A 15,655-nucleotide genomic window follows, 5' to 3' on the forward strand; every position below is an offset into this window, starting at 1 on the left:
CACATCCTCCTGCGGGCGGCACCCGCCTCCGCCCGTGGTAGGAGACAAAGACTGCACTTCGGCACGACGCGCCGCGGGCCGCTGCTTTCCTAGCGTTTCAGTCATGACATGGACACTGCTGCACGACCGCATGGCCTTCATGGCCGAGGTGATACGCGCCGCCGAGACGGACCCCGAGGCGGCACTTGCGTTGATCGACAACTCATCCGAGGTGTCCGAGCTGTTCGGCGACCAGGAGGGCTTGATGCTCTCGCTCGGCCAACGCTGGATCACCATGCTGGTGGCCAAGCTGGATCAGGCCGCCTACGAGGGCGCGCCTGCCGAACAGGTGCGTGCCGATCTCGAGGCCGCCCATGCCGGGCTGCACGCGTTGGTGAAGATCGGCACTCGTCGCTCGCTGCGCGTGCGCTCGCTTACGCGCGGTGAGCACGTGGCCGTCGGCTTGTTCGGCGGGCCCAACGGTGATCGGCAGACCGTTGCATGACCGAATGGGCAGCCTTGCGCGATGGACCAGCCGGTACGCGGTCCTTATCGTCGGCCTCTGGGTGCTGGCGGCGGGAATCGCCAATGTGGCGGTGCCACAACTTGAGCGGGTGGTGGACTCCCATGCCCGGTCCTTCATGCCGCCCAGCGCGCCGAGCGCGACGGCCGCCGCCCGGGCCGCACAGTTGTTCAACCAGACGCCCAGCAACAACTTCGTTTACGTTGTGCTGGAACGCGATCAGCGGCTGACGCCGCAGGATCGCCAGTTCTACGACGCGCTGACGACGGCGTTGGGCTCGGATCAGCGCCACGTGTATGCGGTGACAGACCTGTGGTCGCAGCCGGCCACGGCCGCGGGCGCGCAGAGTTCGGACGGCAAGGCCGTCAGCGTGATGGTCCGGCTGGCCGGCATGCTCGGCACCGCGCAGGCGCGCGATTCGATCAACGCCGTGCGCGGGACCGTCCATAAGCTGTCACCGCCTACCGGTCTGGCAGTCCATGTCACGGGCCCCGGAGCCACGATCGTCGACGAATTCTCCGCGATCGATCGGCAGATGCTCGGGATCACCGCCGCCACCATCGGCCTCATCCTGCTGTTGCTGCTGGTGGTCTATCGATCACCCGTCGCGGCGGCGATCCCGCTGATCTCGGTCGGACTTGCCCTGGCGCTGGCCCGCGCCGTCGTCGCGGCGCTCGGTCAATCCAATGTGGTTGAGGTGTCGCTGTTTTCCGTGGCGCTCATGGCGGCCATGACGCTGGGAGCCGGAACCGACTATGCGATCTTCCTGGTCGGCCGCTACCACGAAGGCCGGCGCCGCGGCGTGGCTCCGGCCCAGGCGCTGACGCAGGCCTACCGGTCCATCGCGCCCGTGGTGATCGGATCGGCGCTCACCGTGTCGGTGGCGCTGGCGTGCCTGGTCTTCGCGAAGGTGGGCTCTTTCCGCAGCGCAGGATTGCCCTGCGCCATCGGCATTCTGGCGACAATGGTCGCGGCGCTGACCTTGACGCCCGCGCTGATGAGCCTGGCGATACGGCGCGCGTATCTCGAGCCGCGGCCGTCGAAAACCGCGCGGCGCTGGCGCCGGGTCGGAACGGCCGTCGCCCGCTGGCCCGGCCCGATCCTGGTCACCGCGCTGGCGTTGACCCTGCTGGTCGCGCTGCCGTTGGTGAGCATGCGGGTCGGCTTCAACGAACCCGCGGCCACGCCGTCGGCCACCGACTCCAACCGTGGCTATGCCAGCGCCGACCGGCATTTCGCGGCCAACGCGCTGCTGCCCGACGTCATCGCCGTCCAGGCCGACCACGACCTGCGCAACCCGGCCGGGCTGATCGCCATCGAACGGATCACCCGCCACGTCATGGCCGTACCGGGTGTGCGTGCAGTGCAGTCCGCCAGCCGTCCCGACGGCAAGGTGCCCGAACAGGCGACGTTGACCTATCAGGCCGGTGTGCTCGGTCGTCAGTTCGGTGACACCATGGATTCGCTGACCCAGCGGCTCAAGCGGGTTTCCGAGCTGGACAGCGCGCTGGCGCGGACCCAAGCCGCGGTCGACGGGTTGGGCAACGGATTGCGCGGTGGCAGCGCCGGATTGGCCGACATGTCCGGCGCCGCGCAAGACATGCGGGCCGGGATGGACGGACTGCAGAGCAATGTCACGACGGTATCGGGTTACCTTGACCCGCTGCGGGACTTCGTCGAGCGCACTCCCGACTGCGCCACCAATCCGATTTGCTCAACGGTGGACCGTGTCCTCCAGCCCGTCGATAGCCTGGTGCAGACGTCTACCCGGCTGGGCTCGGGCGCGGCGAAACTCACCAGCGGGTCGAGCACGGCCGCCGCCGCGATGGCCACCCTGCCGCAGAGCGTGGCGTCGATGAAAGACGCCCTGGGGCAAGCCCGTTCGGCCACCCGCGACTTGCTGAGTCTGTCCGATACGCTCGGTCCGCAACTGCGCCAGTTGACCGATTACATGAACGAGATCGCGACGCAGTTCCAGGGCAGCGCGGCAGGGGACTTCTACATGCCGCAGCGGGCGTTGACCGACCCGCGCTACACCACGGCGCTTAGCCACCTCATCTCCGAAAACGGGCGTGCGGCTTACCTGCTGGTGTACGGCGACGGGTCGGAGTGGGGCGCCGACGGTGCCAAACGGGCGGGGCAGGTGCGCGCCGCCATCGACGAGGCCACCAAGGAGGGCACCCTCACCCCGACCGAGATCGACCTGGCTGGAGTGGGCCCGGTGACCGCCGACCTACAGCGCTTCGTGGCCGGCGACACCGAGCTGTTGGTCGGTGCCGCGCTGGTCCTCATCTTCCTCATCGTCACCGCGATGTTGCGCAGCCCCGTCGCTGGACTGGTCGTCGTCGGGACCGTCGTCACTTCATACGCTTCGGCCATCGGTGCCAGCGTGCTGATTTGGCAGCACCTGCTTCATCATGACTTGCACTGGGCCGTCGCGCCGATCGCCTTCATCGCGCTGATCGCCGTCGGCGCGGATTACAACCTGCTGCTCGCGTTGCGCATCAAACAGGAAGCGGCGGCGGGCCTGAAGACCGGCATCATCCGCGCGTTTGGCGGTACCGGAGGGGTGGTCACGATTGCCGGCGTCATCTTCGGGCTGACCATGCTGGCGCTGCTGAGTAGCAGCGTGCTCAGCATCGCCCAGATCGGTACGACGATCGCGGTCGGATTGTTACTGGACACGCTGGTGGTGCGAGCGTTCATCGTGCCGTCGATCATGGCGCTGTTGGGCCGGTGGTTCTGGTGGCCGAGTCCGCTCCCCCGCCGCACCGTCGCGCCATCGGCGAAAACGCCTGAGCCGCAACTGGTTACTGCTGGGGCGGTATGACAGATGAGGGCAGTCCGACCAGTACGCCTTCGACGTCTCCGTCGACGCTGACCAGCAGGCCGCGCCCCGGCGGCAGTGTCTGGGCCCGGACGTTGCGGTTGATCCGGTTCTGCGGGTCGTTGTCCATATAGAGCTGCGCCACCTTCGCCGAGTTCTGGAAACGCATCCACGGATCCATCTGCAGCGTCGCCCAGTTCGCGCTGTTGCGCGTGGTGAAGACGTGTAATCCGATCTGCCGCGCACGCTCCATCAGCTTCCACAGCGCGGCGCCCACCGGAGGTTTGGGCGGGTAACTTTGGTCCGGACGCAAGTCCTGAATGTCGTCGATCAGGACGAAGTGCCGCGGGCCCTCCCACGGTTTGAGTGCGCGTAACTCCTCCTGGCTCAGGCCTTTCGGAGGCAGCCGGGGCAGCAGGACCTGCTGTGCGAGCGCGGTGATCACCTCGTCGATCTCGTCCTGGTCGTAGGCGTAGGCGCTGACGTAGCCGGGCCCGTGCAGGTCGCGCAGACCGTGCGGTGCGGTCTTGGGGTCGATCAGCGTCAGCTGCGCTTCCTCGGGGCTGAATCGGTTCATGATCGCCTCGCCAATGGCGACCAGCGACATGGTTTTTCCGCACCCTTGCCGTCCCAAAATCATCAATCCGGGGCTCTCGCGCAGCTTGATGGGCACCGGCCCCAGCTCGTGACGTTCACCGATGGCGAACGCGAGCGAGAGGTCCTCGCCGCTGGGGTGTGCGGCCTCGTACTCCAGAATCGCCTTCAGTGCCACCCGCTGAGGCAGACGCTGCAGGGTGGCGTGCTTGGTGACTCCGGCGACCTCCGCGATGCGGGCCCCGACGTCGACGATGCTCACCACCACGCCGGTGTTCGGATCGGTCAGGGCCGGAACACCCACCCGCAGTTCGTGCAGGCTGTCGGTCAGGCCGAAGCCGGGCCGGTTCAGCGTCCGCCGCGCCGCGTCGCGTGACTCCAGCGACGAGTGCCCCATCTGACTCTCGCTGGGGTCGGCCAACCGCAATTGGATTCGTGCCGTGGCGTTTTGCAGCAGGCTCTGCCGCTGGCCGTGAATCCACCCACCGGCGCTGCACATCACGTGCACGCCGTATTCGGGGCCGCGGCTGCTCAGCGAGATGATGCGGTCGCCCAGCACAGTGTCTTTCGAGTACAGGTCGTCGTAGTCATCGACCACCACGAAGACATCTCCGAACGGGTCGTTGGCGTCGGTGCCGCCCAATCCGTCACTGCCCGGCGCGAAGCGGCGTTCCCGGAAGCCGTCGAGGTCGATCTTGAGGCGTCGGAACGAGTCCTCGCGGGCGTCGATCAACGCGTCCATGCTGCTCAAAATGCGCTCGATGCCCTCAGCGTCCTTCGGCGAGACGATGTCGGTGACATGGGGCAGCGAGGCGGCCTGGGCCAGGGTCGCGCCGCCGATGCAGAAGAACGTCACCCGCGACGGGCTGTACATGGTTGCGGCCGAGCACATCAGCGTCATCAGCGTGGTGGTTTTGCCGCGCTGCTTGGCGCCCACCACGATCACGTTGCTGCGCAACGCGTCCACCGCATGGACAATCTGCTTCGACTCTTCGGGGATGTCCATGACGCCGACCGGGAACATCAGCCCCGCGTTGCGCCCGTAGTCGACGTGCCAGGGCTTGCCGCGGTATCCCGCGACCAGGGCGTCGATGGACTCGGGCTCCTCGAGCGGCTCCAGCCACGGCCGGCGCGGTGAGCGGTGCGGCACCTCGTGCAGCGACTCCCGCAGCACGTCGACGATCTTCTTCCGTTTGAAACCGTCGTCGTAGTAGAGGAATTCGTCGGGTTCGGCGTCGACGGCCGCGGCCGCCTCCAGCGCGGTGGCATCGGAGGCGTCCAGCGGCTGGAACTGCCAGTTGTACAGCCGCGGCTTGGTCAGCGTCATGTCGACGGTGGTGGCGACCTCCTTGGCCTTCGGCACCACGAACGGGGCGGAGAGATAGAAGCAGCGGAACGGTTCGAGATCACGCGGCCCCACCTTGAGCAGACCGAAGCCGTTTTCCTTCGACGGCAGGTGGTAGGCGGCGTCCGAGCCGATCACCTCGCGGCTGTCGTCACCGGACTCGGCGCGCAGCGCGATGCGGAACGCGATGTTGGACTTGACCTTTTGCAGCGACGACAGGTCCAGCCGCTGCCCACCCAGCATGAAGAAAACGTTCGCGCCGCGGCCCTCCTGGCCGATGTGGATGATGAGATTGATCCACTTCTCGTGATTGGCGAACAGCTCCAGATATTCGTCGACGATGACGAGCAGGACCGGCACCGGGGGCAGATCGCGCCCGGCAAGCCGGATCTCTTCATAGTCGTTGGCGTCGCGGGCGCCCACCGACGTGAACAGCTCGTAGCGTTGCTTGATCTCGCCGTCGATGACCCTGCGCATTCGCTCGGCCAAATGCCGTTCGTCCTTGCCGAGGTTCGACAGCGCGGCCACCACATGGGGAATGCCCAGAATATCCTGGGCTGCCGATTCGAACTTCATGTCGACGAAGATGACGTTGAACGTCTCCGGGGAGTGGGTCAGCGCGATGCCGTAGACCAACGACAAGAAGAACTCTGACTTCCCCGAGCCACTGGTACCGATGACCACGGAGTGGAACCCGAAGCCGCCGAAGTCTTTGGCGCGGATGGTGATGTTCTGCAGCTCGCCGTTGGGTTTGGCGCCGACGGGCACCTCGCACCAACGCTCGTCGCCGCGTCCCCGCCGCTCGGCCCACAGCCGGTCGACGTCGAGGTCTCGGGGGTCGCTAATGCCCAGGGCCCGCAGGAGTTCGGTTGCGCCGCTGACAGAGTCGGCGATCTCGCTACGGCTGGTCGGCGACCAGCGGGCCATCGCCCGCGCGTACCGGTAGGCGCGGTGCACGGACAGTTGGTCGGCGTGGGCGAAGAACTTGTTGCGCACCCGCAGCAGCGGCGCCGGGCGGTCGTCTTCGCCGTCGGCGTCGGAGCCGTTGCGGTGCAGGGCTACTTCGCCGTTGACCGATCCGTTGGGTGAGCTGTGCCGTTCGCTGAGGTCGAAAACCTGGTCATTGGCGAAGCCGACGCCGGTGCCGATGCGTGAGGCGATGCGCAGCAACGTGATTCCCGCTTTGCCGACCTGCCCGACGACGCTCTCCCACGCGTCGGGGCTGCCGGTGTTGTCGTCGATGATCACCAGGTGCGGGCCGAGATCGACCGTGTCGCTGCCGGTTTCCAGGGCCGAGCCCATCGCGGTGGGGCTGGCCGCGGCCAGCGGCGTCCAGGCGCCGCGCTTGCCCTTCATGTGCAGCTCAGCACCTAGGGTCTCTTCGAGTTCCTCGGGCGTGGCGAAGATCAGGCGCCGAAACCCGCACGCGTCGAACAGTTCGTCGTGCAGGTTGTGCGGCAGCCAGACGATCCACGACCACACCTCGGGGTTGCGGGTTACCACCAACAACTTGACGTCGCGCGGGTTGTGGAACACCGCCAGGGAGCACAGCACCGAGCGCATCAGCGACCGCAGCCGGTCGAGATCCTCGCCGACGAAGCTGAATCCGGGCGCCGAGCGCAGGTTGACCACCTTGGCGATGTCGCGAATCTTGCGCTGCTCCAGGATGAAATCGCGAAGTGCCTGCCCGGTGACGGGTTCGAGCTCCTCATCGGAGGCGATGTCGGGCCAGGTCACCGAAAGCACCGAGTCCGGCGCGTGCTGCACGCCCGTGCCGAGCCGCACCTCCAGGAAGTCGGCGTCGCCGCGCCCGCGCTCCCACATCCGGGGGCCGCCGATGATGGCGCCGAGCCCGCGCGGATCGGAGTGCACGGAGTTCTGCCATTCGCGTTGCGCACACACCGCGGTCTGGATCTCGTCGCGGTTGCCGTCGAGGTCACGCAGATAGCGGCGACGACCCTTTTCCATTTCGCCCCAGGTGATCTTGCGGGCACGACCGAAGCGGCCGGAGAACGCCAGCATGCTGAAGGCGCCGATCCCCATCAGGGGGAAGAAGCCGGTGGTCAGGCTGCGCACGCCCGAGACGTAGAGCATGACGATGGTGCCGATGAGCGCGACGATCAGCGCGGGCACCCCGATCATCACCCAGATGTTGCGCGGCTCGCGTTCTGGCAGCGCGATAGGCGCGCTGGGCGCTACCCGCACGGGTTTCGGCGGCTCGATCTTGACGCGGTTGATGGGGAACGCTTTCTTGGACATTCTCTAGCCTCCCGGCTTCGCCGATGTCGTCACCACAGCCACCTTGCCGAGCGCCGGGACGGTGTCCCGCGCCAAAAGCGCTGCCTCCCTTGACAACGCCGGGCCAGCGGCGAAGGTCCGCAGCAGCGGCCAGGGGGCCTGGACCGCCGATCCCGGATCGAGCCCGAGCGCGCGCAACGTCGTGTCGTCATTGGTGATGCCGAACCGCACCCCGTTGTCGGAGACCCAGAACAACGATTCGCGGGAATCGGAGGTGACCACGCCGCTGGTCGACGTGACGAAGTTGGCCGCGCCCGGCAACACCAGCACCTGGTTGGCGACCACCGAGGCCGGGTCGCGGTCGTCACGCACCAGGTGAACGATGCGGTTGTCCAGGTACGACGGTGTGGGAAGTCCGCGCCCGTTGTAGACGACAACGCGCGCCTGCGGATCCGTCGAGCCCTTCTCCCATCCGACACAGGTGGTCGGATCGGCGGCGGTGTCAATGAAATTCAGGCGCTTGGTCGGGTAGTAGTCCACCGCGAGCGAGGACACCTCGGGGATGTTGACCAAAACGTCGGGAGCCACGACGCGGGGCGCCGTGGAGCCGTACGAGTTGGCGCTGCGCAACAGGTCGGCGACGAAACTGGTGATCTTCTGCACTCCGTCGGGCAACAGGACGTAGAACTGCTTGCCGCCACTGGCGGTCTGGGCCTGCAGCACCGCGCCGACCTGTGAGCCCGACACCCACGTCGAGGGCGTCCCCGCCAGGGGCACCGCGGGCACACCGAGTGGTTCGGTCGCCGGTAACGCGTCGTGGAGGGCCCGCGAAATCTCCACCGGCAGAGTCACTCCCGGGTCCAGACCCAGGCTCAGCGTGACCGCCCTGTTCGACGGATCGATCTGCGAGCGCTTTCCGCCCCAGATCACATAGGTGTTGCCCTCGAACGTGACCAACACCCCGGCGTCATCACTGAGCGGTGTGGCGCGGTCGAAGCCCTCGAGCTGCCCGGCAATCGAAGTCACCAGCGGCCGCTCGGAGCTGCGCGGTCGGCCCGCCGTGTCGCACACCGCCCACGCCGACGTCGCCCCCCGATGAACCGGCATGGCCGCCGGCGCACCCGGGATACCGACCAGCGGCCCGGTCGGATACTTCGCTATCTCAGCCGGTTTCACCCATGTCGGCTGATTCGCCGTGCCAGTGGCCAGCCGCGCGGACGTCAAATTCAGCACCGGATACAGCCGCCCGTCGATCCTGGCGTAGAGCGCCCCGGAATCGCGGTCGCCGATGATCGCGGAATCACCCACGATGCCAGTCGGTTTCAAAACATTCAGCAGCAGCATCCAGCCCGACGCGATGGCCACCAGAAGTACCGACAACACCAGCGCGGCCGTCTGCTTGCGGTCGTCGTGTTTCATGCGCACCGAGAAACGGGTGGTCGCCGCGCGCAGCCGCCGGTTGTAGAACAGGTGCCCGGAGTTCTGGTCGCGGTTAGACAAACTCAGCGGCATGCTCAGTACCCCTTGGGTGCTCGGTGAGGATCGGCCTGCTGAATCCGATCAGCCAAATTCGCGGCGTCCACTGCCACCCCGTAGCGGCCCATCGCATAGTTGATGAACGCACACGCCTGCGCTACGAGATTGTGGATGTCGCGCGAGGTCCCCGGCTGGTGATACGCCGCGAAGGTCGGCGCGATGAATTGCCAGGCGCCCTTACTCGGTGTGCCCCGCGCCGCGTTGGAATCCCAGTCGTTGACCGCGTTGGCGTTGTAGTTGGATTCGCGGCGGGCCACCAGATCCATGCCGCGTTCCCAGCGAGCGCGCGCCGCCGGGTCGTGAATGCCCTTGATGTCCAAGGCTTTACGGATGGCCGCCAACACGGCCGGGCGTCCGCTGGCCTGGCTGTGGTGCATCGACCGCCCCCGAAGGTAGTGCAAGCGTCGCAGTCTGCGCGCGAGCAGCTTCGCCCGCCGGCGCGATCCGGCGACATGGCGATGTTGGGTCCGCAGCCGCGCCGCCATACGGACTTCTGCCTCGCGTCGACCCATCGGTGTATCGGCGGCCGGTGTCGTGTCGGTTAAGGCGGCATCGAGCACCGTTCGCGTCGCAGCGTGGCTGTGCGTGTGATCGGCCCGCGCCGCGGTGATGATCTGCCCCAGCATCCGGTCCGCATGGGCCGACCGTGTCAACCGCTTTCTTGAGGTATCCGACCGAGTAGCTGCCGCGCTGGGCAGGCCAGCGGTGCGATGCGTGAGCGCCGCGGCGCGGGCCTGTGCATCATCGATGCCGTGGTCGGTGGTGAAGCCCGCGAACAGATTGTGGGCGCGAGACAACGCCGTGACCGCTTGCATTTTCAGAGGATCGGTCACCGACTTCCCCGCCGTGATTCACCTGTGCGCCCTCTTGACGCCGCATCCTTGCCGGACACTTCGCGCTAGTACTCCCACACACTCCTGGCCGCGCATTGCGCGGTCGCTGCAGACTTACCAATAGTGCACGTATCGACAGTTCTGCTGTCAATAACGGGCAACCCAACTTGGTGCGTGCGTTGGGATCGGCCGACCGCGATTACGTAGCGACCTTACTGCCGGGCGAACCGTCCGACCAGTCACCTTCCGGTGGGCTGGGATGTTTCGCCGGCTATTCCTTTGGCTCGTCCTCGGACGGCATGATCACGATCCGGCGGTTGGGCCTATTGGTGACGACGGTCGGCTTTGCCTCGCCGGATTTGTTGCCCGGGGCGTTCGGCGGAATCGTCAAACGGCCCTTGATCGGCTGGCCGTTGGGCACGCCGGGTGCCATCACCCGCTTCTCGACCGGGCTGTCTTTCTTGCCGCCTTCGCCGCCGGCGCCCATCGCGCCCGGTGGCATCATCGGCATGCCGGTCATGCCGGATTGCCCGGGCATGGCGGGCATGCCACCGGTCGGCGGCATCATCGGCGCCTTCGCGCCCGCGGGTGTGGTTGGCGGGGACGACGTCGGCACCGGCGGTGGCCCCAGCGAGCTGGCCGGCGTGGTGCCGCCGCCCCCGAGGCCTCCACCGCCGCCGCCTAAGCCCGAGCCACCGCCCAGGCCGGAGCCACCGCCGCTGCCGACGTTGTCGACCAGATGCGCGCTGTCGGCAAGACCCGCGCCGTGGGCGCCCTGCATTGCGCTCATCAGCGGCTGAAGGGCACTCTGACCAGCCTGCATCGCCTGCTGTGGCAGCTGCGTCATCGGGCCCATGATGCCTCCGATCGCGCCACCGATGGCACCGGTCACGCTCTGCAGCATCTGCTGGACCATTTGCATGTCCTGCTGGCTATTTGCCTCGTTGGCCGGGAACTTGGCCTCCGCATCGGCGGCATGGGCACGGCGATCCGCGTCTGCCGCGGCTGCGTCCGCAGCGTCTTTGGGGACGCCGGCGTTTCCGGCTCCGCCTAAAACCCCCTGCCAACCGTCGGCGAATGAGGTGCCTCCGGGCGGAAGCGGACCGGCACCCGGCAGGTGCACAGGGACTGGGTCAACCGTCGAGCCGGGTGTGAATTTTGTTTTCGGGTCGCCGCCCACAACTCACCTCCACCCCATTCGCAGATCCCACAAGTGCTTGAGCCGCTCACCACGGCATCCTTATGTCGCACTATTTTGTCACAGCGCCGCTAAATCGGTATTCAGGTCGTAAATCGGCTCTAGTGACTCCGACGACTGATCGCGTCAAACCACGCCAAATGATAGTTCGCGAGGTACTCGTGGCCATCGATCAGCGCCTCAATGGCCGCCAAGAGCATCCAATCTCCCACCACTGCTGGGTCGTGATTCGGATAGGCCGCGAGCACCGCATGCTGGATTGCTGCGGCGCATTCGCGCAACATCCCGCTTTCGCTGTCCAGAACACCGGTTTTCCGCACTGCCGGCGCCGCGACGGCCTGGGCGATGCGTGGCAAGCCGTCCCGGCGGCGCACGGCATCAACCAGGGTTGGCCCCAGCTCTTCGACTTGGGGCGCAGCCGACCGGGCTGGCCGGTCACCGCTGAGCGCGGGCTCGTCGGGACCCGGCTCGCCGACGTAGGTGTTGGCGTGGTGGGCAGCCGCGACCGTGACGGCGCCCAGCAAATCCACGACATTGGCATCATGACGCCGCGCCGTGGGTTCGAGCAGGGTCACGTGCGCGGGCAAGCGGACGTGGGGTGGAATCCAACCGCCGGCGAGGTCAGTAACCAGCAGCGTCGTGGTGCCGTCGTCCCGCAGTCCCGCCGCCCACGACAGCCGCGGCTCCTGGCGCGCGACCGCGTCGACCAGCCTCTGTAACCGCTGCTGCTCGGCCGTCCTTGCGGACACGGTGCCAGCGGTCGCGCCCGTCGCCGCTGAAGCTGCCGATGCGCCAACCATCGTGGATGACCCCGCGCCGGCCGGGCCTGCGGCCGCCCCGGAGGCCGTCCGTTCCACAGGAGACATAAGTGGTCCGCCTGCCCCGCCCGCGGAGGGGGATGATGCTGGCGAAGACGCTACCGGCGCACCCGACACGGGACCGGAGGGCGCAGAAGGCACCGACGGGGGCGCCACCACTGGCGGGCGTAGGTCGGAACCGTAGGCGGGCAGCGAACCAGAGGGAATGGACGAGGTGCCGCCCAGTGTCGGTGCGGGCGACGACCATGAGCTGGCGGTCATTACGGGCGCAACTGGTGTGCCTCCTCCGGTGGCTACTGGCGCGGGCGCCGGCGGTGGTGGCGCGTCGACCGGTGTGCCCGTTGGGATGAATGCTCCCGCACTGGGCACGGTCGGTGTCACCGACGGTGCCGCCGGAGGAGTTTGAGGCCCGCCGGCCTCCATCGCTTGGAGCGGCCCCGCCGTAAACGCTTGCCCGCCAGGCCCTGTCGACTGGCCGGTCGCTAAGCCGGATGTGAAGGCTTGTCCTATTCCGGGTTGGAGGCCCTGCCCCATGCCGACAGGTGAAGCTGGCACTGGCGCCGCGCTGGGGGCGCCAGGCATTGCGGGTGATACCGATCCGCCGGTGGTGGGCATATGGACGCCTGTTGCGGGGGCTGCTGGCGGCGCGCCTGGAGCCGTTCCAGTTGCTCCCTGCGCGCCGCCAAAAGCGGATTGACCAGGTGCAGGCCCGGCCGGGGCAGCGCCTAAAGGTGCACCGGTGCCCTGCTTCGGCCCGAAGGCCGGGGCCGGCGGCCCGTTGCCAGGCGATGGTGCATCGACGCCTTGCTTGCCACCGAAAGCGGTCGTGGCCGGCGGATTCAAATCCTGCTGGCTGATTTGTTTGGGTAGTGGCGCTTCCCCGACATCGAACCCATTTGCACGCGCCCAACTCCGCGCATCCCCACCGGCACCTTCGGCATCAAGGATCTTCTGCGTCGCTGCCACTAGCTTGTCGACAGCGTCCCGACTGGCATTCGCCGCATCGGCATTACATCGCGCCTGGACAGCTTGCACTTCCGCTAATTGCTCGGGGGGCGGCTTTTTCGAAGCGAGTATGTCGTCTATCTCTTTATTGCCCGTATTCGCTATCTCCGCCAGACGGCTGCGCAAATAGTCGATGGCGTCCGCGCCTGAAGTGAAGGCCGCCGCCTTCGTCCGGTACTTCTCCGCGAGATCCAAGTGAAACTTCTCGCCCTGTTGATATCGGGAGATAAGATCGTCGGCCGTGTGGCCGTCGTTGTGGGCCGCGATCTTCGTCCAAAGATTTCGGAGGTGCTGCGAGTAGCCTTGCTGCTCCGCAGACGCCCGACTCCAATGTTGCGCGCCTGCGCGCAGATTCGTTGACGGCGCTGGCCACCACGCACCGACAAGCGCAGCTGACCATTTACCAGGCGGAAGATCAACCGCCACCACATACCTTCTTCATTGCGGCATCCTTGGCGTTCACTTCCGCGACAGCCTCTTGAAATTCCGCCTCGGTAGCAGCTCCGTCGCTACTTTTCGCCGTGTCTGTCAGGTATGCCGTAGCTAGAGCCTGGGCAGCGCTCCGATGCTGCTCGTCTAGAGCTGGGTCGTTAGAAACGTTGTAAAGCAACACGGCGGAATTGGTAAGCGCGATGCGTGCGAACGCCTTATCGCTGCCGTTCGTGTCAACTTGCACGGCCCGCGCCGCCACCCTATAGGTCTCGCAAAGTCGCTGCTGCGCGGCGGCGGTCTCAGCGGGCGTAGGGGTGCGCGTCGTGGTGGTGGTCACCGACGGTTGCGAGGTTGTCGGTCGTATTAGTGCTACGACTAACGCAGCCACAGCTATTGCTGCGGTCCCGACTACCGCGATCGGCAACCATGGGCGTGCATGAGATGCTGGCTGCGGGAAATGCGGTGGCGGCCAACTTCCGGCGGGCGGCGGGGCAGATGGCCCTTCACCATGGCCTGAAGGCAGGTCTCCCACCATGTCCTCCTCTAATCGACAAGCACGCATGCGCCACCATGCAAAACGAATACGCTTCCTTCACTCCCCATCAATAGTGGAGCAGGCAACCGGAAGCCAAGCAATTCACCGCGCACACCGCGAATTTTCCTCACCTCGCAGCCTCTTTACGCGTCCTTAAGCGCTTCAGAGGCATGCGGGCCCACCGATCGTGAGGAAAGCGCTACGACGACAAGTTCATCCGATACCACATACCTTTTTCATCGCGGCATCCTTGGCGTTCACATCAGTTATGGTCGACTGCCACGCTGCAGGATCGCCCAGGCTAGCCACGGCCGCAGCATTGCTGTATGCCCCGGCCAAAGCAGCAGCAGTTGCCCGGTCATCGGCCGATAACGCTGGGGTAGCGCTTAATGCTTGTTCGATAAGCACCGCCCCGTTGACAGTTGCAATCCCTGCACGCTCCGCGCTGTTGCCGTTCGTCTCTATTTGCACGGCACGCGCGGCGAGCTTGTAGGCGTCACACAACTTTTGATGTGCAGCCGCAGTCTGGTCCGCGCTATACGGCGCTGTCGTCGACGTGGTTGATGATGCAACTGACTGACTGCTCGTAGGTCGTGTCAACGCGACAACCAGGGCCGCAACACCCAGTAGGACGGCAAATGCGGCTAGGGCGATCGCCGGCCATGTCCGAGGGCGTGGCGGCGGCTGCGTGGGAAAGGTTGCCGCCCAAGGCGTTGGGCTTGGCGGTGGGCCGGTGGTCGGCCCCTCCCCTGGAGCTGGAGGCAAATCCCCCACCATGCATCCTCCTCATCTATGGACGGCGCGCCAAATGGCATATCGACGATTGTGTACGCAATCCGCAAAATAGTGCAGCCGCGGGTCAGACGCCACCTCCCCCCGCATCACTGCCTGATGACCGCGTCCTCGGCGACAATGTCATCGAGCGCGGTCCGGTAGTCGGTACCTGTAGGAAGCTGCCAAGCGCATCCAATTTGCGTTAGGCCTTTGCCGGTGCGCGAGGTGCATTAGATCTTTGGCGTTCAGAGCCGGTCCGTTGGCAACTGCTCGTCGAGCATGCGCGGTCCGTTCACAAGTGCGACGCGAGCCACAGCCCTTACGGCTCCGCTCGTGTCGATCTCGACCGACGCCCGGCGAGCTTGTACGCGTCACACAACTCCTGCTGCGCCGCAAATGGTTCCGCGACGCTGTAGGTACCGTGGGTGCCTGACTCCCACCCGACGACCGCGACGTGGCCGCCCTCAGCGCAACGACAGCTGCTGCGGTCGAGGCTGAAGTCAAGACAATCGCACCCAAAGTGATCGGGGGCCACATCCGCGAACTTGGCCGCGGCGTTGGGTCGCGAACCCTCACCCAGAAGCGAAGCTGGGTCCTCCGTCACGGCACTCTTTAAACGCTCTGTACAGGGGGACCAGAACTCGGTCGCAACGCCTTCATGTCGTCGGCGTTGTTGTCGTCCATGTTGGTGAACCCCTTGGCCGCGTGATGTGCCTTGGTGCCGACACCCGTGAGCGTCTCACTGTGGGCCTGCAGGGTTTTCACATGCTGACCGTGCGCGGCCGAGACCGCGCCGTGAAAGGCGTCGGCCGCCGCGAAGTCACCGAACATCCCCGCTGCCACGGTTCCGCCAGCCAACTGATCCGCCCCGTCCTGGGCGTGCCCTCCTGCGCGGTGGGACTGATTGCCTCCGGAATGCAAAAGATCCGTATCGACGAACACTGGCACTCCTTCCGATCTGATCCGATAAACGGTCTCGACGCCGCGTACACCTTTCGATCAGGCTAAATGCGCCTTC

The 15,655-nt window shown here is 66.3% G+C and carries 10 protein-coding genes; 2 read left to right on the forward strand and 8 right to left on the reverse strand.

The window, feature by feature from the left end; all coding sequences use genetic code 11:
• The first annotated feature begins 103 nt into the window (after window positions 1–103).
• Window positions 104–484 (forward strand): hypothetical protein, encoded by a 381-nt coding sequence (locus tag AC5Y7E_RS00910; protein WP_499917467.1) that lies wholly within the window; start codon window positions 104–106, stop codon window positions 482–484.
• Window positions 477–3,332 carry an MMPL/RND family transporter gene (locus tag AC5Y7E_RS00915; RefSeq protein WP_499947187.1) on the forward strand — a complete coding sequence of 952 codons (2,856 nt, stop codon included), beginning with the start codon at window positions 477–479 and terminating at the stop codon, window positions 3,330–3,332. Before AC5Y7E_RS00910 ends, AC5Y7E_RS00915 begins: the two co-directional genes overlap by 8 nt.
• Here AC5Y7E_RS00915 and eccCa read toward each other — a convergent pair.
• The 8 genes from eccCa to AC5Y7E_RS00955 all read right to left on the reverse strand — a co-directional run bounded on the left by eccCa (window position 3,313) and on the right by AC5Y7E_RS00955 (window position 15,579).
• Window positions 3,313–7,527, reverse strand: a complete 4,215-nt coding sequence (gene eccCa / locus AC5Y7E_RS00920; protein ID WP_499917465.1) for a type VII secretion protein EccCa — start codon at window positions 7,525–7,527, stop codon at window positions 3,313–3,315. The two genes, AC5Y7E_RS00915 and eccCa, sit on opposite strands and share 20 nt — an antisense overlap.
• A gap of 3 nt (window positions 7,528–7,530) precedes the next feature.
• Window positions 7,531–9,018 carry a type VII secretion protein EccB gene (gene eccB, locus AC5Y7E_RS00925; protein ID WP_499917464.1) on the reverse strand — a complete coding sequence of 496 codons (1,488 nt, stop codon included), beginning with the start codon at window positions 9,016–9,018 and terminating at the stop codon, window positions 7,531–7,533.
• A 2-nt stretch (window positions 9,019–9,020) separates the two neighbouring features.
• A complete protein-coding gene (locus tag AC5Y7E_RS00930) occupies window positions 9,021–9,857 on the reverse strand; it encodes a transglycosylase SLT domain-containing protein (protein ID WP_499947188.1) in 837 nt (278 codons plus the stop codon).
• 289 nt (window positions 9,858–10,146) lie between these two features.
• Window positions 10,147–10,992 carry a hypothetical protein gene (locus tag AC5Y7E_RS00935; protein ID WP_499917676.1) on the reverse strand — a complete coding sequence of 282 codons (846 nt, stop codon included), beginning with the start codon at window positions 10,990–10,992 and terminating at the stop codon, window positions 10,147–10,149.
• A 182-nt stretch (window positions 10,993–11,174) separates the two neighbouring features.
• Window positions 11,175–11,822: a DUF5631 domain-containing protein gene (locus tag AC5Y7E_RS00940; RefSeq protein WP_499947189.1), complete on the reverse strand. Its 648-nt coding sequence runs from the start codon at window positions 11,820–11,822 to the stop codon at window positions 11,175–11,177.
• Window positions 11,823–13,311: 1,489 nt separating this feature from the next.
• Window positions 13,312–13,665, reverse strand: coding sequence for a hypothetical protein (locus AC5Y7E_RS00945; protein WP_499947190.1), 354 nt, complete (start codon window positions 13,663–13,665; stop codon window positions 13,312–13,314).
• A 411-nt stretch (window positions 13,666–14,076) separates the two neighbouring features.
• Complete coding sequence (locus AC5Y7E_RS00950) at window positions 14,077–14,640, reverse strand: hypothetical protein (RefSeq protein WP_499947191.1); 564 nt, start codon at window positions 14,638–14,640, stop codon at window positions 14,077–14,079.
• A gap of 609 nt (window positions 14,641–15,249) precedes the next feature.
• Complete coding sequence (locus tag AC5Y7E_RS00955; protein ID WP_499947192.1) at window positions 15,250–15,579, reverse strand: DUF2563 family protein; 330 nt, start codon at window positions 15,577–15,579, stop codon at window positions 15,250–15,252.
• Window positions 15,580–15,655: the final 76 nt, after the last annotated feature.

It is taken from the genome of Mycobacterium sp. NGS17 (assembly GCF_059813205.1).

Excerpts from the sequence above, each read along its gene's own strand:
- AC5Y7E_RS00930 (WP_499947188.1), bottom strand. The coding sequence starts at position 9,857 with ATGCAAGCGGTCACGGCGTTGTCTCGCGCCCACAATCTGTTCGCGGGC.
- AC5Y7E_RS00950 (WP_499947191.1), bottom strand. The coding sequence starts at position 14,640 with ATGGTGGGGGATTTGCCTCCAGCTCCAGGGGAGGGGCCGACCACCGGC.
- AC5Y7E_RS00910 (WP_499917467.1), top strand. The coding sequence starts at position 104 with ATGACATGGACACTGCTGCACGACCGCATGGCCTTCATGGCCGAGGTG.
- eccCa (WP_499917465.1), bottom strand. The coding sequence starts at position 7,527 with ATGTCCAAGAAAGCGTTCCCCATCAACCGCGTCAAGATCGAGCCGCCG.
- eccB (WP_499917464.1), bottom strand. The coding sequence starts at position 9,018 with ATGCCGCTGAGTTTGTCTAACCGCGACCAGAACTCCGGGCACCTGTTC.